We start from the raw sequence: 16,414 nt of genomic DNA on the forward strand, positions 1-16,414 counted from the left end.
TCTTGGGGCTTTTTCTTGTTAAGAAGAATTATACACTTAAGAGTTTTATTTTAAGTATTTCTAAAAGAATCAGCGTATAATACAGATTATAAAAACATATATTGTTAAGGGTGGTTATATGTCAAATATTGTCTATGCCTTTTTTGGTGGTTTATTACTAGGCATCGCAACAGTTGGATATTTATATATAAATGGCCGTATAGCCGGAATCAGTGGTTTGCTTGCTCAAGTCATCAATCCTACTAAAGACACTTTTAAGAGTTCGGCATTCTGGTTTATTGCGGGACTCGTGATTACACCTTTCGTATATGGTTATTTTTATCAGCCTGAAATTGAAATTAAAACCAATACATTTGCACTTATTTTAGCAGGTGTACTTGTTGGTTTTGGAACACGATTAGGCTCTGGATGTACAAGTGGCCATGGCATTTGTGGAATGAGCAGGCTATCAAAACGCTCGATGATAGCGACAGCAGTTTTTATGTTTGCTGGCATGTTAACGGTTTATATCATTCGTCATGTGTTGGGGTAGTCTTATGAAAAATATTTTTGCTTTTTTATTTGGTAGCTTATTTTCATTAGGTTTGATGATCTCTGGCATGTCTAATCCAGAAAAGGTATTAGGTTTTTTAGATATTTTTGGGCAGTGGGATATTAGCTTAATGTTTGTAATGTTAGGTGCTATTGCTGTGGCATTTATTCCATTTCAAAAGGCTATAAAAACTCCTAAAACACTCTTTAATGAACAAATTCAATTACCAACAAATACACAGATTGACCAAAGGTTAATTGTGGGTGCTTTTATTTTCGGTATAGGCTGGGGAATAGCAGGTATATGTCCAGCGCCCGCTTTAACGCTTATTGGATTAGGGCATTTTGAAGCGCTTTATTTTATTGTCGCAATGTTATTAGGAATGTTTATTTACCGAATTTTAAATAAAGGAAATTAAGCCTATGCAACAACCTCTAGTAAAAGATTTTTTTGATGAAAACACCAATACTTTTAGCTATGTTGTTGCGGATTTAGTGACTCTTCAATGCGCTATTATTGATAGCGTGCTTGATTACGATGCTGCATCGGCCACTACAAAAACATCCAATGCTGATCTGATCGTCGATTATGTCTTGGCGCAAAACTTCAAAGTACAATGGATTTTAGAAACCCATGTACATGCGGACCATATGACTGCGGCTCAATATTTAAAATCTAAATTGGGCGGTACAATTGCGATTAGTCAAAAAATCTCGGTAGTACAAGAAACTTTTGCAGCTATCTATAATTTTGATTTTAAGAAATTCAATGAAAATCAGCCCTTTGATTATTTGTTTGAAGATTATGAACATTTCAAAATAGGGGAGATAGAAGCCTATAACATTCCTACACCAGGGCATACGCCAGCTTGCTTAAGCTATGTGATCGCTGATGCTGTTTTTGTCGGGGATACTTTATTTATGCCTGATTATGGTTCGGCCAGATGTGACTTTCCTAAAGGAAGTGCTGCTGAGCTTTATGATTCGGTCCAAAAAATTTATACACTTCCCGACAATATGCGCATGTTTTTATGCCATGACTATAAGCCCGAAGGTCGTGATGAATATATCTGTCAAACAGATATTAGAACCCAAAAACAAAGCAATATTCATTTAAATCGACGAGTTTCCAAGGACTCATTCATCAAAATGCGTCAAGAAAGAGATGCTACTTTGGCAATGCCAAAATTAATTTTGCCTTCAATTCAAATTAATATGAATGGTGGAAATTTTCCGGAACCTGAAGCGAATGGTATTCGCTATTTGAAAATCCCTTTCAATTACTTTTAGAAATAGCCTAAGCATTCATTTGGGAACGTTCAATCTATTCAAATAGCCTAAGCAAACAATAAAATTAACCCTATGAAATAGCCTAAGTAAGATTTAAAGAACTTGTCTTAAATCCCGCGAAGTCTCTTGCAATAGCGGCAGAATATGTTGAATTAAATATTCTTCAGTTGTTTTCATAGTTGGAGAAACAATATTTAAAGCTGCAACCACTTTAAAGTCTTGTCCATAAATTGGTACGGCGAGTGCATGAACGCCTAATTCGTGTTCTTCACGTGAGTAACACCAATCTTGTTCTCGAATCTCTTGTAGTAACTCTAAAAATTTATCATTTTCGACATGCGTATATTTAGTTAGACGCTGAAGAGGATATTTTTGAAGCCAATCTAATTGTTCTTCTTGGCTTAAATGTGCCAGTAAAATTTTACCCGCCGAGGTTGCATGAGCAGGTAAGCGGTTACCCAAATGCAAGCCATATGGATTTACACGGTCAGTTTGTTGGTGGGCAGCACTACGGGCAATGGTAATGGCTTCATAACCATCAAGTACCATCACCGAATAAATGAGAGAAGTTTGGTTAGTTAACAGATTTAATAAAGGCTGAGACACTTTCGGAAGCTGAGCTGCACCTAAATAAGCTCCTGAAAATTTAAGAACTTTTGGGGTTAAATAGTAATAGTGACCATCTGATTCAAGATAACCTAAATATTCTAAAGTTAATAAGTGACGTCTTGCTGCCGCTCGGGTGAGCCCGGTTTTTTCAGCCGCCATGGAAATGTTTAAACGATGTTGATTACTGCTAAAGCTATCTAAAATTGCCATGCCTTTACCAATGCCAGCAATGTAATCTTCATGACGAATCGTTTTTTTGTTGTCCTGATTCTGGATTATCCGTTCATCTTTACTCATTACTGATCCTTGTACGATAGAAGCTTAATAGATCAATTTGCTTTACTGAAAAAGTTTAATAATTTCATGTCGCAAAAATTGATGTCTTAAATTATCCCTTAAATCTTCGTGCCAAAACATACCCATTTTAATATTGGTTATCTCAAAAGGCAGAGAATGTAAGCAAATTTCAGGACTATAAGATAAATGCTGCAAAATCATACGAGGCATGGTCAATATTGCGTTGGCTTGAGCCGCCAGAACTTGTAACGCCGTTGAGTAGTTTTGACAGCGCATAAATACATTTCTTGAAATTTTTTGATGTTGGTTTAAATAAATATCTTCAAGCAAAGCACCTGTACGGCGTGATGAAACACCAATGTGTCGTCCATTAATATAACGAGATAAATCGACTTCTTTAAGTTGGCTGCAAATGACGAACTCATCTGTTACCAAATGATCAAAGGTAATTTTTGGAGATAAATATTGTTCTAGGTCAATCACGAAATCGAGCTGCTGCGTCGCCAAGTCCGCCATAATATGTTTTCGATCTAGCTTCATACTGACAAACTGCAAATCTAAATTAAGATTTTGAAAATGTTGAGCAAGCCTTGGAAGAATAATCGGTTCAATCTCATCATGAACGGCGATTTTTAAGCTTTTTAAACTGCTTGGATCAAAGACATGTTTCTGTTGGCTAATATTTTGAATCTTTAAAAGTGCTTGCTTCACCGTTGGGTAAATCTGTTCTGCAAAAGGCGTTGCAGACATTTTATTGCCTGCTCGTATGAATACATCATCTTCAAGTTGCTGACGTAAACGCTGCAAAGCATGACTTGCTGCTGACTGTGTAATATTGAGACTGCTTGCTGCATTTGAAATACTTTTTTGCTCATAAATTGCGATAAATAGCGGATATAAATTGATATCAATTCGGTGAAAAAAACTTAAGTCTAGGCCATGCAGGTTATGAATATTATTCATGATGTGTTATTTAATAAAATCATTTCATTCATATTAAGTTTCAAGTTATGTTGATGTAAAGACCAGATAATGATGTAAAGGAAAAAGAATGTTTGAACTCTCCAAGAAAGCTCAAGATTTTACCGAGCGAACAAGAAAATTTATTTTAGAAGAAATAGAACCTGTAGAAGCAAAATTTTGGGAAGAAGTTCATGAGTTAAATCCAGATGGAAACTGGAAAAAGTGGCAATGGCCTGAACTGTTAGAAACTCTGAAATCTAAAGCAAAGCAAGCTGGTCTTTGGAATATGTTCTTACCCGATGAAAAGCTGGGTGCAGGGTTAACTGTTCAAGAATATGCGCACATAGCTGAATTAACTGGCCGTAGCTTATTGGCACCAACCGTTTTTAACTGTAATGCACCAGATACAGGAAATATGGAATTGTTATGGCGCTATGGCAGTGAACAGCAAAAACAGCAATGGTTACAGCCTTTATTGGATGGAAAAATTCGTTCGGTTTTTTGTATGACTGAACCCGATGTTGCGTCAAGCGATGCAACCAATATGCAAGCGACTGCGCTCATCGATGGTAATGAAATTGTTTTAAATGGCAAAAAGTGGTGGTCGTCTGGTTTAGGTGACCCAAATGCTAAAGTCATTATTTTTATGGCACATACACCAGATGAAACCAAAGACCGCCATCATCAACACTCTATGGTTTTAGTACCGATTGATACCGCAGGTGTTGAAATTCAACGGATGTTACCTGTGTTTGGCGACTATGATGCACCGCATGGACACGGTGAGGTTCATTTTAATAATGTTCGAGTGCCTCTCGAAAACTTTATTGGCGGAGCGGGCCAAGGTTTTGAAATTGCCCAAGGCCGTTTAGGACCAGGGCGTATTCACCATTGCATGCGTTGCATTGGGGCTGCTGAAAAAGCACTAGAACTCATGATTGATAGAGGCATGTCTAGAACGGCGTTTGGTAAAGAAATTTTAAAACTCGGTGGAAACCTCGAACGCGTGGCTGATGCTCGAGTCGCCATAGATCAAGCCAGACTTTTAACCTTGTATGCTGCTTATAAAATGGATACTTTAGGAAATATGGCTGCTTTAACAGAAATATCTGCAATTAAAGTAGTGGCTCCGAGCGTTTTAGAAAAAGTAGTCGACATGGCAATTCAGCTACATGGCGGTGCAGGCGTTTCAAGAGATACACCATTAACTGGTTTCTTTGCTCAAGCACGCAGTTTACGTTTAGCTGATGGCCCAGATGAAGTACATAAAGGCATGATTGCCAAATTAGAGTTGGCCAAACGTGGTTATTTCGGTCGTCATAAGAAAGTATAAGTTTAAAGGAAGTGAATATATGTCGGTAATTGATGTAGGCGGTGAAGTACGTGAAGGTGAAGAACTTGATATTGGGGCAGTTGAAAACTGGTTAAAAAACCAAGGTGTTGAGTTGGTTGGCCCAGCGGTCGTTACTCAATATACGGGTGGGGCTTCGAACTGGACTTATCGTTTAAAGTATGAAAATACCGATTTAATTTTACGGCGCCCTCCAAAAGGAACAAAAGCGAAGTCGGCCCACGATATGGCCCGTGAATATACGGTGCAGAAAAACCTTGCACCTTATTATCCTGTTCTTCCTAAAATGGTAGCGCTTTGTCAGGATGAAACCATCATTGGCTGTGATTTTTATGTCATGGAACGCATTGAAGGCATTATTCCTCGTGCAAAATTACCGCCTGAGCTTGGCTTTAATGAAGAAGATGTTCATCAACTTTGTGTAAATGTTATTGATAAGCTGATTGAGCTACATCAAGTTCCTTATGAGAACACGCCTTTAGCTGAACTAGGCAAAGGTGTGGGATATTGCCGTAGACAAGTTGAAGGTTGGGATAAGCGCTATGAAAAAGTCCGCACAATCAACGTTCCTTCATTTAAATATGTCCGAAAATGGCTAAATGATAATATCCCTCAAGACTCGACGACTTGTATTATTCACAATGATTGGCGTTTTGATAATGTGATTTTAGATCCAGAGCATCCAACAGATGTGATTGGGGTGCTGGATTGGGAAATGGCGACCTTGGGGGATCCATTAATGGATTTGGGCAGTGCTTTGGCCTATTGGGTTGAGCCAACGGATAATATGATTTTTAGATCAACACGCCGTCAGCCGACTCACTTAAAGGGAATGTTCTCTCGCAAAGAAGTCGTTGACTATTATTTGCAAAAAACAGGTCTGGAGCCTCAAAACTGGGCTTTTTATGAAGTCTTCGGTGTATTCCGTTTAGCCGTGATTGCCCAGCAAATCTATTATCGTTATTACCATAAACAAACCCGAAACCCCGCTTTTAAAGATTTCTGGATTGTCATTCATGCGCTACATATTCGAGCTTTAAAACTTATCGCGCAGCAAAAACTGCAAGACTCAGAATTTGCTCAGCAATCTCTACAGAAAATACAGGGTATTTTAAGAAAATGACCACAATTTATCTGGTAAGACATGGGCAGGCATCATTTGGCAAAAGTAATTATGATGAGTTGTCTGAAAATGGTGAAGCTCAAGCGACTTTATTAGGCCAATATTTTAAGCAAATATTAAAAGAACAACCGTATGTGGTTGCAGGAACTATGCAGCGCCACGAGCAAACTGCAAAGCTCGCACTCAATGAATGCTTTCCAGATGCGATGATTCATCATAATAATTTATGGAATGAGTTTAATCATCAGCAGGTTTTTGCCCGCTATGAACCGCGTTTTGAACAGCCTGAACTTTTAAAAGCTGATGTTGCACAAGAACAAAACCCGCGTGCTTATCTTGCCAAAATATTTGAAGGCGCCATTGGACGATGGACAGATGGCGATTTTCATCATGAGTATGATGAGTCTTGGCCACACTTTAAAGAAAGAGTCGAAACAGCATTGCAGCAACTTTGTGATGAGTTAGCAAAAACTAAACCTCGCTATGCAGTGGTTTTTACCTCTGGTGGTGTGATTTCTGTAGCAATCGGAAAATTGCTTGAACTTAGCCCTAATCGAACTTTTGCGTTGAATTGGGCAATCGCGAATACAAGCCTCACGACTTTGCGTTTGGTTGGAAATGAAGCTCAAGTTTTAAGTTTAAATGAACATCATTTTATAAAAGCTAAGCGTCCAGATTTACTGACATGGATTTAAAATAAGGATAAAAGCATGGCAAAGACGATTTTAATTACAGGCGCAAGTTCTGGATTAGGCGCAGGTATGGCGCATGAATTTGCAGCGAAAGGTTATAACTTGGCGATTTGTGCACGCCGTTTAGACAGATTGGAAGATTTAAAAACGGAACTTGAGAATCAGTACGGTATTAAAGTCATTGCGAAAAGTTTGGACGTAACTAATTACGATCAGGTTTTTGAAGTATTTCGTACCTTTAAACAAGAATTTGGCTATTTAGACCGAATTATTGTAAATGCCGGAGTAGGCAATGGCCGTCGTATTGGTAAAGGTAATTTTGAAATTAACAGAGCCACAGCTGAAACAAACTTTATCTCTGCCTTAGCACAGTGTGAGGCGGCGACTGAAATTTTTAGAGAGCAAAATGCAGGTCATTTGGTGGTGATGTCATCCATGAGTGCGATGCGCGGATTACCAAAACATTTATCGACTTATGCGGCAAGTAAAGCTGCAGTTGCTCACTTGGCCGAGGGTATTCGTGCTGAATTACTAGATACTCCAATTAAAGTCTCAACCATTTTCCCGGGTTACATCCGTACCGAAATGAATGAAGGTGCTAAACATTTACCTTTTGAAGTTGACGCCAAAACAGGATGTAAAGCTTTAGTAAAAGCTATCGAAAAACAACCTGTAAAAGCTTATGTGCCACAGTGGCCATGGTTACCAATGAGTATTGCTATGAAGGTTTTACCATTAAAGTTGGTCAATAAATTAGGATAAAAAATACCCCCTAAAGTTTAGGGGGTATTTTTTATTTAGAATTTTTTAGTGTAATTGACAAACAAGCGATCTTCACCAAAGTCATTGCCATGTTTTACATTGTAATCAATACGAATGTATTGAAGAGCGACGCCTTTTAGGAACGGTTGCTGAAATGCGTAGTTTAAAATCACATTTGACTCGGTTTCGTGGTTTTTTTCACCATTGGCTGCTTTAAAGTCATGTCCGTAAACATATTTCACCATCGCATTTAGGCCCGGTACATAATCTTTAAAATCGTAGCCATACATGACGTGGTAAGACTTTTCATCCTCTTTAAAAAAGCCTGTAGCGTTCCAGTTAATGAAATACGTCTCTGGTAAAAAACCATCTGGTAATGGGTAAGCCGATTCACCAATAATCTGTTGGTAACCTAAACCAAAGGTATGGTTTTTTACTTTAACCGTTTCAAGTAATCCAATGTTCTGCGCATCAATATCAAAGGTATTGCCATCATCTTTTGCATTGAAGTATTTAAACTTAGAGGTGAGGGCAAAAGTTGGCTGTTTCCACGTATGTTCAAGTCCTACATAGTGTTTGTTATACAGATCTTCTAAATTACCAAAGTAGTATTCGCCCTTTAAAGACGGCGTAAATTGATAGCGCAGATCTATGTAATTTAAACCATCAGATTCTTTGGTAATGCCGTTCGCTGTAAAAGAAAACTTTTTAAAATCTTCTTCATTACGTGGAGAGACTTTTTCCACTCGACCAATTTCTGCATAGAGCTGATCTGAAAGTTGAGACTTAAGATTGGTTCCCCAATAAGAGGCAAGTAATTGTCGGCTGGCATCCACAGCCGTTACAGGCAGGTCTAACCAGAGTTCACCGACACTTAAAAGGGTTTTGTCATAACCCAGCTTTAAAGTCGCGCCGTATTTTAGATAGTCTGAAGCCTGAGATTGCGTTTCTTTATTAAAAGGCAAAACTGTATCCGCAACATGTTTGTCTGAACTCAAGCGCACGGCGTATTGGACAGAAGCATCAGCCCCAATCGTGATTGGCTTGTCTGCAATGACTAACGGGGTGTCATGCATTTTCGATTTATAAAATAATGATGCTGCCTGAGACCAACTACCAGTATCTTTTAAGGCATCATTATCAAAATCACGGTTGATATAGGCATTCTTTAGCGTGAACTTCCATTCATCTTCGGACTGCTGATTTGGATTTGCAGCCCATGAGTTGCTGTACATCAGTAATAAAGTGGCAACAGCTAAAGTGTGTGGTTTAAAGCGGTGAAATAATTCCATAATCCATTTCCCAAGTGTAAGCCAGTCCTCGGCACTACGTAATTTTGAATATTTCGGTACTCTCTAAGCGTTTAGTTAGAGAGTACATTTTTGCAATTGGTGAGACCTATTAATTTAATTTTTCAAGCTTCATGCTTTCACTAAAGAATTTGCAGCCTTTAAAAAGTAGAATTAAAGCCAGTACACAAGACAAACCACCCACAATAGATAAAGAAGAACCCACCATTAATGGGCTACCAAAAACTTTATCTGTGATAATGGCTACCAGTGTTGTACCAATACCGAGTCCAATTAAGTTACTGACTAAAAGGAAGAGGGCAGAAAGACGTGCTCTAAATTGGTTAGGTGCTAACATCTGCAAAGCAGTTGCTGAAATCACTAAAGGGAAAGATGCAAAGAACATTGCAGGAATCAGTAAGCTAACTGAAAGCCAAAGCTGATCTGTTTGGGTAAAAAATGCAATTGGAATAATCAGGCCAACAATACCAATCACACCCGTGAACATCGGTGCATCTTGGCGTCCTTTTTTAATAAACCAGTCATTTAGCCAGCCTGCACAAAATACGCCCAATGTATTTGCGACTAACAGAATCGTACCGAGCATATAGCCTGTTTCAGTCGGCGCGAGTTGAAACTTTCGAATATAAAATGCAGGTGTCCAGCTAGTTAGGCTGTAGAGTGCCATTGCATAAAAGGTAAAACCTAAATAATGACATGCAAATGTTTTCGAATGCTTTTTAATAAACTGAAGACATTGTGAGAATTTGACTTGGTCAACTTGTCCATTTTGGTTGAGCTGTTGGCCTTTACGTGCAGGGTCTTTAACGGTCAGAATAAATAGCAGACCAATAATGATGCCGGGTAAACCCACTACTAAAAAGGCAATTTGCCATGCCTTGAGTGCGCCTAATAGTGGAACTTCAATGAGTGTCACGCCTTTAAGCAAGTTAATGACATAACCGCCAACTAAGAAGGCAATACCTCCACCTAAAAAAGCACCAATTGAATAGATCCCGACGGCACGCCCCAGTTTGTCCTTACTAAACATGTCGCTAAACATTGAATAAGCCGCTGGAGATAAAGCCGCTTCACCGACACCTACCGCCATACGGCTTAAGAACAGTTGAATAAAGTTTTTACTTAAACCGCAAGTTGCTGTTGCCAGACTCCAAACAATAATCCCGATTGAAATTAATTTTGGTCGTGAAAAACGGTCAGCAATATAGGCTAAGGGTAAACCCATAACCGCATAAAACAGTGAGAAGGCGAGGCCATGTAACAAGCTAAATTGTGTATCTGAAAGTTGGAGATCTGCTTTGATGGGTTCAATCATCAGCGCCAGAATTTGGCGGTCAATAAATGAAAATATATATGCCAACATACAAAGTATGACCACATACCATGCATATGCATTGCTTTTCTTCTGTGTCCTTTCAACAGCGATATTACTTTGGTTCATACACTTAATCCTTATGTATAAAACGCTTAAAGAAATTGATATCTAACTTTTATTATTCCTCTAAAATTTTCGATATTTCCCCCTTTTAGATAAGAATAATAAATAGGCTAGAAATGAGTAATTTGGTCTCGTACAGACCGGAAGAGTGCGTCTAAACCCAATTAGGAGTTAATGGGATTTTTAAGATCATGGAATTATTATTTTCTTTTTATATGTAAAATTCCATTACTTATTGAGTATGTTAGAATACCTAAAAAGTATGTTAAGTAATTATATATAGATAAATTTGTTATATAAAAATTTGATTTTATTAATTTTTATTGTTTTAACAAAAGAGCAGCTAAAGAAAAAGAAATTTTAACTGCTCTAAAAGAGCTAATTTATCATGATGAGAAATATTTAGCTGGATGGCATCAGGTCAAATAATTTCTTTAACTGGTTATTTAAAGTATGCAGCTCGTCTTCTGAAAAAGCATTCAGGATGCCTGCCAAGGTGACCACACTAATTTGATTAATCTGTTCAACCAGCTCAATACCTTTGGCCGTTAATTTCACCATCGAGATCCGTTCATCAGAAGTAGAAGAGTAGACCTCGACAATTCCATCTTCTACCAAGCGATATACAGCTTTTGTTGCCGTCGTTAACTTTAAAGTAGAAAGATTGGCAATGTCGGTAATACTGGCTTCCCCAAGGGCATTAGTGCTTAAAATAATTTTACGGCGTGTATTATCAATACCTAGCTTTTTTATTGATTTTTCAATCAGTTGTGAATACTTTCCATTCACTTGAGAAACCCAAAAAAAAGGGAAATTTTGAATACTCGACGGTTCTTTATTAGGAAGAAATTGTTCTAAATGATCAAGCATAGCTAAGCAATAACTTAGTGAAAAAAGGGTAATCCTATTATAAACAAAATTTTGCATATTTCCTTGAGAACAAATTATAAAAAATACTTGACAATTCCATTAAATTTTCCCATATTTTGATTAATAGATAAAAATACATGGAAAAGTGAATGAATATTGTTAGCCAAAGCGTGCACAAAGGAAGTGGCAAGCTCAAGGTCATGGTCAAGGACACAATTGATATTCAAGGTCTAAAAACCATTGCTGGAAGTCGAGCTTTATTAAATGTTGAACCTGCTCAAGATGATGCCGAGGTTGTTAAAAACATCTTGAAAGCTGACTGCGAAATTATTGGCAAGACAAATTTGCACGAATTGGCTTTCGGTATTACAGGCATTAACCATGCTTTTGGTACACCCATCAACCCTAAATATCCTGAACTTATTCCAGGTGGCTCTTCGAGTGGTTCGGCTGCGGCAGTTGCTGCTAAACAAGCTGACTTTACTTTAGGCACAGACACTGGCGGCTCTATTCGTATGCCCGCTGCGTGCTGCGGAGTTTTTGGTTTAAAACCGACTTTTGGCCGTGTTAGCAGAAAAGGCGTATACCCGCCGTCAAGTTCTCTGGATTGCGTTGGTCCTTTTGCAAATTCAGTCGAGATGATTGAAAAGGCCATGCAAATTATTGATCCAACTTTTAAATCTACTGAATTTACTAGTGCACCAAAAATTGCTGTTTTAGATGTAAAAGCAGATGAGATTATTTGGAATTGTATTTATCAAGCATTTCAAAAAGCGAATTTAGAGACCGTTTTAGAAAAAGTTGAACATTTTGAAGCGGCTTATGATGCAGGCATGCAGATTATTAATTATGAAAATTGGCAAGCTTTTGGTGAATTAACTCAAACGGGCTTAATTGGTTCTGATGTAAATGGTCGTTTATTAAAAGCTGCCGCAACAACTCTAGAGCAAGTGAAACAAGCAGAAGTTGTGAGAGCACAGCTGACCCAAGAACTCGATGCTTTATTAGAAAAATATGATGCATTGGTTCTACCGACACTTCCACAAATTCCACCAAAAGTTTCTGAAGCTGAAAACACGGTCGCTTTTTTGAATCTTACAGCTTTAGTTCGACCATTTAATTTATCAGGTCATCCAGCCATTTCAGTGCCACTTGAAACCAGTGAAGGTTTACCAGTGGGCTTACAGATCGTATCAAAGCATCAAAAAGATGAGCAATTATGCGCTATAGCTAAATTTTGTGTTGATGCAATGCAATAAATTACAAGGAGTTAGATAATGAATAAGTTGTCTAAAATGGAGTTTGCTTCTCAAGACAAAGCAGTTGACTTAGATGCTTTGTGTCAAGAAATTCGTGAGCGTGCCTGTGCAGGTGAGTTTGATAATCAGGCCTACGTGAGCCAAGACATTATCGAAAAACTTAAACAGATTGGTGTTTATCGTGCCTTGGTGCCTAAACGTTTTGGCGGTGAAGAATGGTCTCCACGGCAGTTTTGCGAATTAATCGAAACTTTATCTAAAGCTGATGGTTCAGTCGGTTGGGTGGCAAGTTTCGGTATGAGCCCTGCCTATTTAGGAAGTTTGCCAGAAGAAACGCTTGAAGAGTTGTATCAAAACGGACCAGATGTGGTGTTTGCCGGAGGTATTTTTCCCCCCCAACCTGCTGAAATTACCGATGAAGGTGTAGTGGTTCGTGGACGTTGGAAATTCTCAAGTGGTTGTATGGGAGCTGACATTGTTGGTGTGGGGATTTCACCGCTTAAAAATAATGAAATGCAGGGCTTGCCACGCATGGCAGTGATGCCTGCGAAAAAAGCCAAAATTGAAATGACTTGGGACACCGTTGGCCTAAAAGGTACGGGAAGCCATGATTTGGTGGTCGAAGATGTATTGGTCGAAAAGAAATGGACCTTTGTACGTGGTGAACCTTCAAAACTAAGTGAGCCATTTTTTAAATATCCGTCCCTGTCTTTAGCAACTCAAGTATTAACCGTAGTAGGTATTGGAGTTGCCGCTGCCGCATTAGAAGAATTTGAAAAATTGGCACCGGGTAAAGCATCCATTACTGGCGGGTCAGAAATTGCAAACCGTCCAGTGACTCAATATGAGTTTGCTCAAGCTGATGCAGAGTTTCAGGCTGCAAAATCTTGGTTTTATCAAACCATGGACATTGTTTGGAATGAAATTATTGCTGGTCGTGAAGCAACAGCTGAACAGATCAGTGACATGCGTCTGGCATGTACCCATGCAGCGCGAGTTTGCGCCAAAGTCACCCGAAAAATGCAAATGCTTGCGGGCATGACAGCGATTTATACCAACAATCCATTTAGCCGTTTTGTGAATGACACCAACGTGGTGACTCAGCATGCCTTTATGGGTGATGCAACTTTACAAAATGCAGGCTCAATCAGTTTCGGGTTAAAACCAACCCCAGGTTATTTATAAGTTTTAATTTTTTAAAAAGGATATTGAAATGGAAGCTAAAAAATCATTACGCGTTTTGTTCTGCATGGGTATTAACCAAAACTTTTTTGATGCAGAACCTGCTGAAGCGAAAGCAGTTTGGGCCGCGTTTGGTGAAATGTGGAATGGCATTCATGACTTACCGGGCGTACATGTTTTTGGAAATCTTGATGATGACCAAAGTATGGTTGGCCCAAGTGCAGGTTGGCCTTGGACTACGTACTTGCTTGCAGATGTTCCGGATATTGAAACAGTACATGCCGCTTGTAACTTGTTTAGAACGACCGTGGTGGGCGAAGGGCCATACAAACTTTGGAAATATTGCAAAGTTGAAGCTCGTGTTGGGCGCGAATTGATTATCCAACGTTAAGGCGATGGCAATGAATGACAAAGTGAATATTGCAGAAATCTTAGAGCGGGTAGAACAGTTAGAAGCGCACAACGCGATTCGTAACTGCCTGAACCGTTATATGGAGATCTGTGACGAGCTTAATGCAAATACAGACCTTGATGAGCTGATGAATCTTTTTGATCAAGACTGTATTTGGGAAGGTATTGGCGAGAAATATGCCAAATCTTTTGGTCGTTATGATTCTTGGCAGTCGATTTACGACATGTTTAAAAGCTATACCCAAAAAGAATCTCACTTTGTTATGAATGCACACTTTGTCAATTCAGAACAAATTTATGTAAACCAAGGCTATGCAAATGCTTCTTGGCTGATGTTGCAAACTTCAACTTTTCAAGATGGCCGTAGTCATCTGAATGCGGCAAAGCTCAAGGTGAAGTTTCATAAGCAAGCAGATGGAACATGGAAAATTAAACATTTCCAAACACAGAATATTTTCAGTCGTCCCGTATCGCATTGGCACAGTGAAGCTGAATTGCCGGTACCTTCCCAGGAATGACCCAGGACATATTTAAAAGGACTATTGATATGAACAGTATTATCCCAACGCATAACATTGGCATTGATTACGATGCTTTGGTTCAAAGTGACCGTGCTCATACTTCTCTTTATAAAGATGAACGTATTTTTGATGAAGAAATGGAGAAAATCTTTTATAGCACTTGGGTGTGGGTCGCACATGCCAGCGAAATTCCAGAAGGCGGAAGCTATAAAACGATTAACATCGGTAAACAGCCAGTGGTTGTGGTACGTGACCGTAAAAAGAAAGTCCATGTACTTTTAAACCGTTGCCGTCACCGTGCAGCAACCGTATGCGAACATAAAAAAGGAAAAACCAATAGTTTTGTATGCCCGTACCACGGTTGGAGTTATGCACTTGATGGTAGTTTACGTGGTGTGCCATCTCCGGAAAGCTACGGTGATTGCTTAGATAAATCAGAATTACCACTGGTGAGTCTACGTGTAGAAGAATATAACGGCATGATCTTCGCTTCATTTAAAGAAGACATTCAACCGCTTGAAGAGTTCCTTGGGCCTGCGAAAAAATGGATTGACCTGTTTATGAAACAAGGTGCGGGTTATCCAATTAAAGTGTTGGGCGAACACCGTTTCCGCTTCCCGGGTAACTGGAAAATCCAGCTTGAAAATACCACCGATGCATATCACTTTCCATTAGTGCACAAGTCATTCTTAAGTTCTGTTGATGAAAAAACAGAAGAACTCTTTAACTTCGAAAATCAGCCGGGCTTTGTTGAAGACTTAGGTAATGGTCACAGTGTTATGGTGATGATTCCTGAACTGGTTGATTTAGACGAAGAGCTCATGGAACGTCCAATTCAAGAGCGCTTTGAAGACTTGGCTCAAGCTTTGCGCGACGAAGGCCATGAAGAATTAGAAGTACGCCGTATTGTTCGAGCAGTTGGTGGTTCTGGCTTTAACTTAAATTTATTCCCGAATATTGCATGTTCAATGGCGTTCTTCCGTGTGTTACAGCCAATTTCAGTTGCTGAAACAGAAATTCATCACTCGGTGATTACCATGGATGGTGGCCCGCAAATTGCCAATCAATATCGCTTACGTTTGCATGAGCATTTTCAAGGTCCATTTGGTTTTGGCACACCAGATGACTCCGAAGCTTGGGAGCGCGTACAACACGGCGCCAATGCGGGTAATGATTTATGGATTATGCTCAACCGCGGTTTACCGGGCGAAGTCAAAACCGAAGATGGCTTAAAAAGTGATGTCAGTGCTGAAACAGGTATGCGTGCAGCATACCAGCAGTGGAAAAAGATGATGACGGCTTAAGGAGAGAGCAATGAATATGAATCTGCAATTATTAAATGAAGTCACTGCTTTCATCTGGGCTGAAGCAGATATGTTAGACCACAGCGAATATCGTGAATGGCTCAATTTATGGAATGAAAAAGGTGTCTATATCATTCCAATTGACCCAAACCTCACTGACTACGAAAACAACTTAAATTATGCCTATGACGATAATCATATGCGTACTTTACGTGTACAGCGTCTTGAAAATGGTGAAGCAATTTCTACAGCGCCTAAAGCAAATACGGTACGTAGTGTTTCTCGTGTACGTGTTATTCAAGACCAAGATGATGAAATCGTTTTACGCTGTGCTCAAAACTTACGTGAATTCCGTAAAGAAAACCTCAAGCATTACACAGCCGATATTACGTACCATCTAACTCGTGATGCTGATACTGGTTTCAAGATTAACCGTAAAATCATTAACTTGGTTAACTCAACCGATACCTTAGCTGGTATTAGCTACATTCTTTAGGAGCG

18 protein-coding genes are annotated in these 16,414 nt (G+C 39.1%); 13 read left to right on the plus strand and 5 right to left on the minus strand.

What is annotated here, in order from left to right; translation table 11 throughout:
• The first annotated feature begins 118 nt into the window (after nucleotides 1–118).
• The 3 genes from AAC388_RS08280 to AAC388_RS08290 are packed head-to-tail and all read left to right on the plus strand — an operon-like array spanning nucleotide 119 to nucleotide 1,821.
• Entirely contained in the window at nucleotides 119–532 is a 414-nt protein-coding gene (locus AAC388_RS08280) for a YeeE/YedE family protein (RefSeq protein WP_167563461.1), read from the plus strand.
• 4 nt (nucleotides 533–536) lie between these two features.
• Nucleotides 537–950: a DUF6691 family protein gene (locus tag AAC388_RS08285; RefSeq protein ID WP_017481010.1), complete on the plus strand. Its 414-nt coding sequence runs from the start codon at nucleotides 537–539 to the stop codon at nucleotides 948–950.
• 4 nt (nucleotides 951–954) lie between these two features.
• Nucleotides 955–1,821 (plus strand): MBL fold metallo-hydrolase, encoded by an 867-nt coding sequence (locus tag AAC388_RS08290; protein WP_199997718.1) that lies wholly within the window; start codon nucleotides 955–957, stop codon nucleotides 1,819–1,821.
• 93 nt (nucleotides 1,822–1,914) lie between these two features.
• On the opposite strand, the gene pcaU is transcribed toward AAC388_RS08290, so the two are convergent.
• Together pcaU and AAC388_RS08300 are read right to left on the minus strand one after the other, a co-directional pair.
• Nucleotides 1,915–2,727, minus strand: coding sequence for an IclR family transcriptional regulator PcaU (pcaU, locus tag AAC388_RS08295; RefSeq protein ID WP_002120879.1), 813 nt, complete (start codon nucleotides 2,725–2,727; stop codon nucleotides 1,915–1,917).
• A 42-nt stretch (nucleotides 2,728–2,769) separates the two neighbouring features.
• On the minus strand, nucleotides 2,770–3,690 hold the full coding sequence (locus AAC388_RS08300) for a LysR family transcriptional regulator (protein WP_342371476.1): 921 nt from the start codon (nucleotides 3,688–3,690) through the stop codon (nucleotides 2,770–2,772).
• Between the two features lie 88 nt (nucleotides 3,691–3,778).
• On the opposite strand from AAC388_RS08300, the gene AAC388_RS08305 reads away from it, so the two are divergent.
• From AAC388_RS08305 to AAC388_RS08320, 4 genes are read left to right on the plus strand one after another with little or no spacing between them, the layout of a single operon-like run.
• A complete protein-coding gene (locus tag AAC388_RS08305; RefSeq protein WP_069122240.1) occupies nucleotides 3,779–5,023 on the plus strand; it encodes an acyl-CoA dehydrogenase family protein in 1,245 nt (414 codons plus the stop codon).
• Between the two features lie 19 nt (nucleotides 5,024–5,042).
• Nucleotides 5,043–6,164, plus strand: a complete 1,122-nt coding sequence (locus AAC388_RS08310) for a phosphotransferase family protein (RefSeq protein ID WP_342371477.1) — start codon at nucleotides 5,043–5,045, stop codon at nucleotides 6,162–6,164.
• Nucleotides 6,161–6,859, plus strand: a complete 699-nt coding sequence (locus AAC388_RS08315; RefSeq protein WP_233735377.1) for a histidine phosphatase family protein — start codon at nucleotides 6,161–6,163, stop codon at nucleotides 6,857–6,859. Before AAC388_RS08310 ends, AAC388_RS08315 begins: the two co-directional genes overlap by 4 nt.
• Nucleotides 6,860–6,874: 15 nt before the next feature.
• Nucleotides 6,875–7,618: an SDR family oxidoreductase gene (locus AAC388_RS08320; RefSeq protein ID WP_342371478.1), complete on the plus strand. Its 744-nt coding sequence runs from the start codon at nucleotides 6,875–6,877 to the stop codon at nucleotides 7,616–7,618.
• Between the two features lie 35 nt (nucleotides 7,619–7,653).
• On the opposite strand, the gene AAC388_RS08325 is transcribed toward AAC388_RS08320, so the two are convergent.
• The 3 genes from AAC388_RS08325 to AAC388_RS08335 form a co-directional block, all read right to left on the minus strand.
• Nucleotides 7,654–8,910, minus strand: coding sequence for an OprD family outer membrane porin (locus tag AAC388_RS08325; protein WP_342371479.1), 1,257 nt, complete (start codon nucleotides 8,908–8,910; stop codon nucleotides 7,654–7,656).
• 109 nt (nucleotides 8,911–9,019) lie between these two features.
• The gene (locus AAC388_RS08330) at nucleotides 9,020–10,369 is read right to left on the minus strand and encodes an MFS transporter (protein WP_046813124.1); all 1,350 of its coding nucleotides are present in this window, start codon (nucleotides 10,367–10,369) and stop codon (nucleotides 9,020–9,022) included.
• Between the two features lie 399 nt (nucleotides 10,370–10,768).
• Nucleotides 10,769–11,236, minus strand: a complete 468-nt coding sequence (locus AAC388_RS08335) for a MarR family winged helix-turn-helix transcriptional regulator (protein ID WP_044100134.1) — start codon at nucleotides 11,234–11,236, stop codon at nucleotides 10,769–10,771.
• Between the two features lie 149 nt (nucleotides 11,237–11,385).
• Between AAC388_RS08335 and AAC388_RS08340 the strand changes: the two genes are divergently transcribed.
• The 6 genes from AAC388_RS08340 to AAC388_RS08365 are packed head-to-tail and all read left to right on the plus strand — an operon-like array spanning nucleotide 11,386 to nucleotide 16,409.
• Nucleotides 11,386–12,495 carry an amidase gene (locus AAC388_RS08340; protein WP_342371480.1) on the plus strand — a complete coding sequence of 370 codons (1,110 nt, stop codon included), beginning with the start codon at nucleotides 11,386–11,388 and terminating at the stop codon, nucleotides 12,493–12,495.
• Between the two features lie 36 nt (nucleotides 12,496–12,531).
• Nucleotides 12,532–13,680: an acyl-CoA dehydrogenase family protein gene (locus tag AAC388_RS08345; RefSeq protein ID WP_086611577.1), complete on the plus strand. Its 1,149-nt coding sequence runs from the start codon at nucleotides 12,532–12,534 to the stop codon at nucleotides 13,678–13,680.
• Nucleotides 13,681–13,708: 28 nt separating this feature from the next.
• Nucleotides 13,709–14,068, plus strand: a complete 360-nt coding sequence (locus tag AAC388_RS08350; protein ID WP_000387554.1) for a hypothetical protein — start codon at nucleotides 13,709–13,711, stop codon at nucleotides 14,066–14,068.
• Nucleotides 14,069–14,072: 4 nt separating this feature from the next.
• A complete protein-coding gene (locus tag AAC388_RS08355; protein ID WP_342371481.1) occupies nucleotides 14,073–14,606 on the plus strand; it encodes a nuclear transport factor 2 family protein in 534 nt (177 codons plus the stop codon).
• A 29-nt stretch (nucleotides 14,607–14,635) separates the two neighbouring features.
• Nucleotides 14,636–15,913 (plus strand): aromatic ring-hydroxylating dioxygenase subunit alpha, encoded by a 1,278-nt coding sequence (locus AAC388_RS08360; protein WP_005069110.1) that lies wholly within the window; start codon nucleotides 14,636–14,638, stop codon nucleotides 15,911–15,913.
• Between the two features lie 10 nt (nucleotides 15,914–15,923).
• Complete coding sequence (locus tag AAC388_RS08365) at nucleotides 15,924–16,409, plus strand: aromatic-ring-hydroxylating dioxygenase subunit beta (RefSeq protein WP_017481025.1); 486 nt, start codon at nucleotides 15,924–15,926, stop codon at nucleotides 16,407–16,409.
• Nucleotides 16,410–16,414: the final 5 nt, after the last annotated feature.

The sequence above is a fragment of the Acinetobacter sp. D009 genome, from assembly GCF_038562025.1.
GTDB classification, from domain to species: domain Bacteria; phylum Pseudomonadota; class Gammaproteobacteria; order Pseudomonadales; family Moraxellaceae; genus Acinetobacter; species Acinetobacter pittii.

Bases quoted from the DNA above. Each gene is read 5' to 3' on its own strand.
- AAC388_RS08280 (WP_167563461.1), top strand. From the start codon at position 119: ATGTCAAATATTGTCTATGCCTTTTTTGGTGGTTTATTACTAGGCATC.
- AAC388_RS08285 (WP_017481010.1), top strand. From the start codon at position 537: ATGAAAAATATTTTTGCTTTTTTATTTGGTAGCTTATTTTCATTAGGT.
- AAC388_RS08290 (WP_199997718.1), top strand. From the start codon at position 955: ATGCAACAACCTCTAGTAAAAGATTTTTTTGATGAAAACACCAATACT.
- pcaU (WP_002120879.1), bottom strand. From the start codon at position 2,727: ATGAGTAAAGATGAACGGATAATCCAGAATCAGGACAACAAAAAAACG.
- AAC388_RS08300 (WP_342371476.1), bottom strand. From the start codon at position 3,690: ATGAATAATATTCATAACCTGCATGGCCTAGACTTAAGTTTTTTTCAC.
- AAC388_RS08305 (WP_069122240.1), top strand. From the start codon at position 3,779: ATGTTTGAACTCTCCAAGAAAGCTCAAGATTTTACCGAGCGAACAAGA.
- AAC388_RS08310 (WP_342371477.1), top strand. From the start codon at position 5,043: ATGTCGGTAATTGATGTAGGCGGTGAAGTACGTGAAGGTGAAGAACTT.
- AAC388_RS08315 (WP_233735377.1), top strand. From the start codon at position 6,161: ATGACCACAATTTATCTGGTAAGACATGGGCAGGCATCATTTGGCAAA.
- AAC388_RS08320 (WP_342371478.1), top strand. From the start codon at position 6,875: ATGGCAAAGACGATTTTAATTACAGGCGCAAGTTCTGGATTAGGCGCA.
- AAC388_RS08325 (WP_342371479.1), bottom strand. From the start codon at position 8,910: ATGGAATTATTTCACCGCTTTAAACCACACACTTTAGCTGTTGCCACT.
- AAC388_RS08330 (WP_046813124.1), bottom strand. From the start codon at position 10,369: ATGAACCAAAGTAATATCGCTGTTGAAAGGACACAGAAGAAAAGCAAT.
- AAC388_RS08335 (WP_044100134.1), bottom strand. From the start codon at position 11,236: ATGCTTGATCATTTAGAACAATTTCTTCCTAATAAAGAACCGTCGAGT.
- AAC388_RS08340 (WP_342371480.1), top strand. From the start codon at position 11,386: ATGAATATTGTTAGCCAAAGCGTGCACAAAGGAAGTGGCAAGCTCAAG.
- AAC388_RS08345 (WP_086611577.1), top strand. From the start codon at position 12,532: ATGGAGTTTGCTTCTCAAGACAAAGCAGTTGACTTAGATGCTTTGTGT.
- AAC388_RS08350 (WP_000387554.1), top strand. From the start codon at position 13,709: ATGGAAGCTAAAAAATCATTACGCGTTTTGTTCTGCATGGGTATTAAC.
- AAC388_RS08355 (WP_342371481.1), top strand. From the start codon at position 14,073: ATGGCAATGAATGACAAAGTGAATATTGCAGAAATCTTAGAGCGGGTA.
- AAC388_RS08360 (WP_005069110.1), top strand. From the start codon at position 14,636: ATGAACAGTATTATCCCAACGCATAACATTGGCATTGATTACGATGCT.
- AAC388_RS08365 (WP_017481025.1), top strand. From the start codon at position 15,924: ATGAATATGAATCTGCAATTATTAAATGAAGTCACTGCTTTCATCTGG.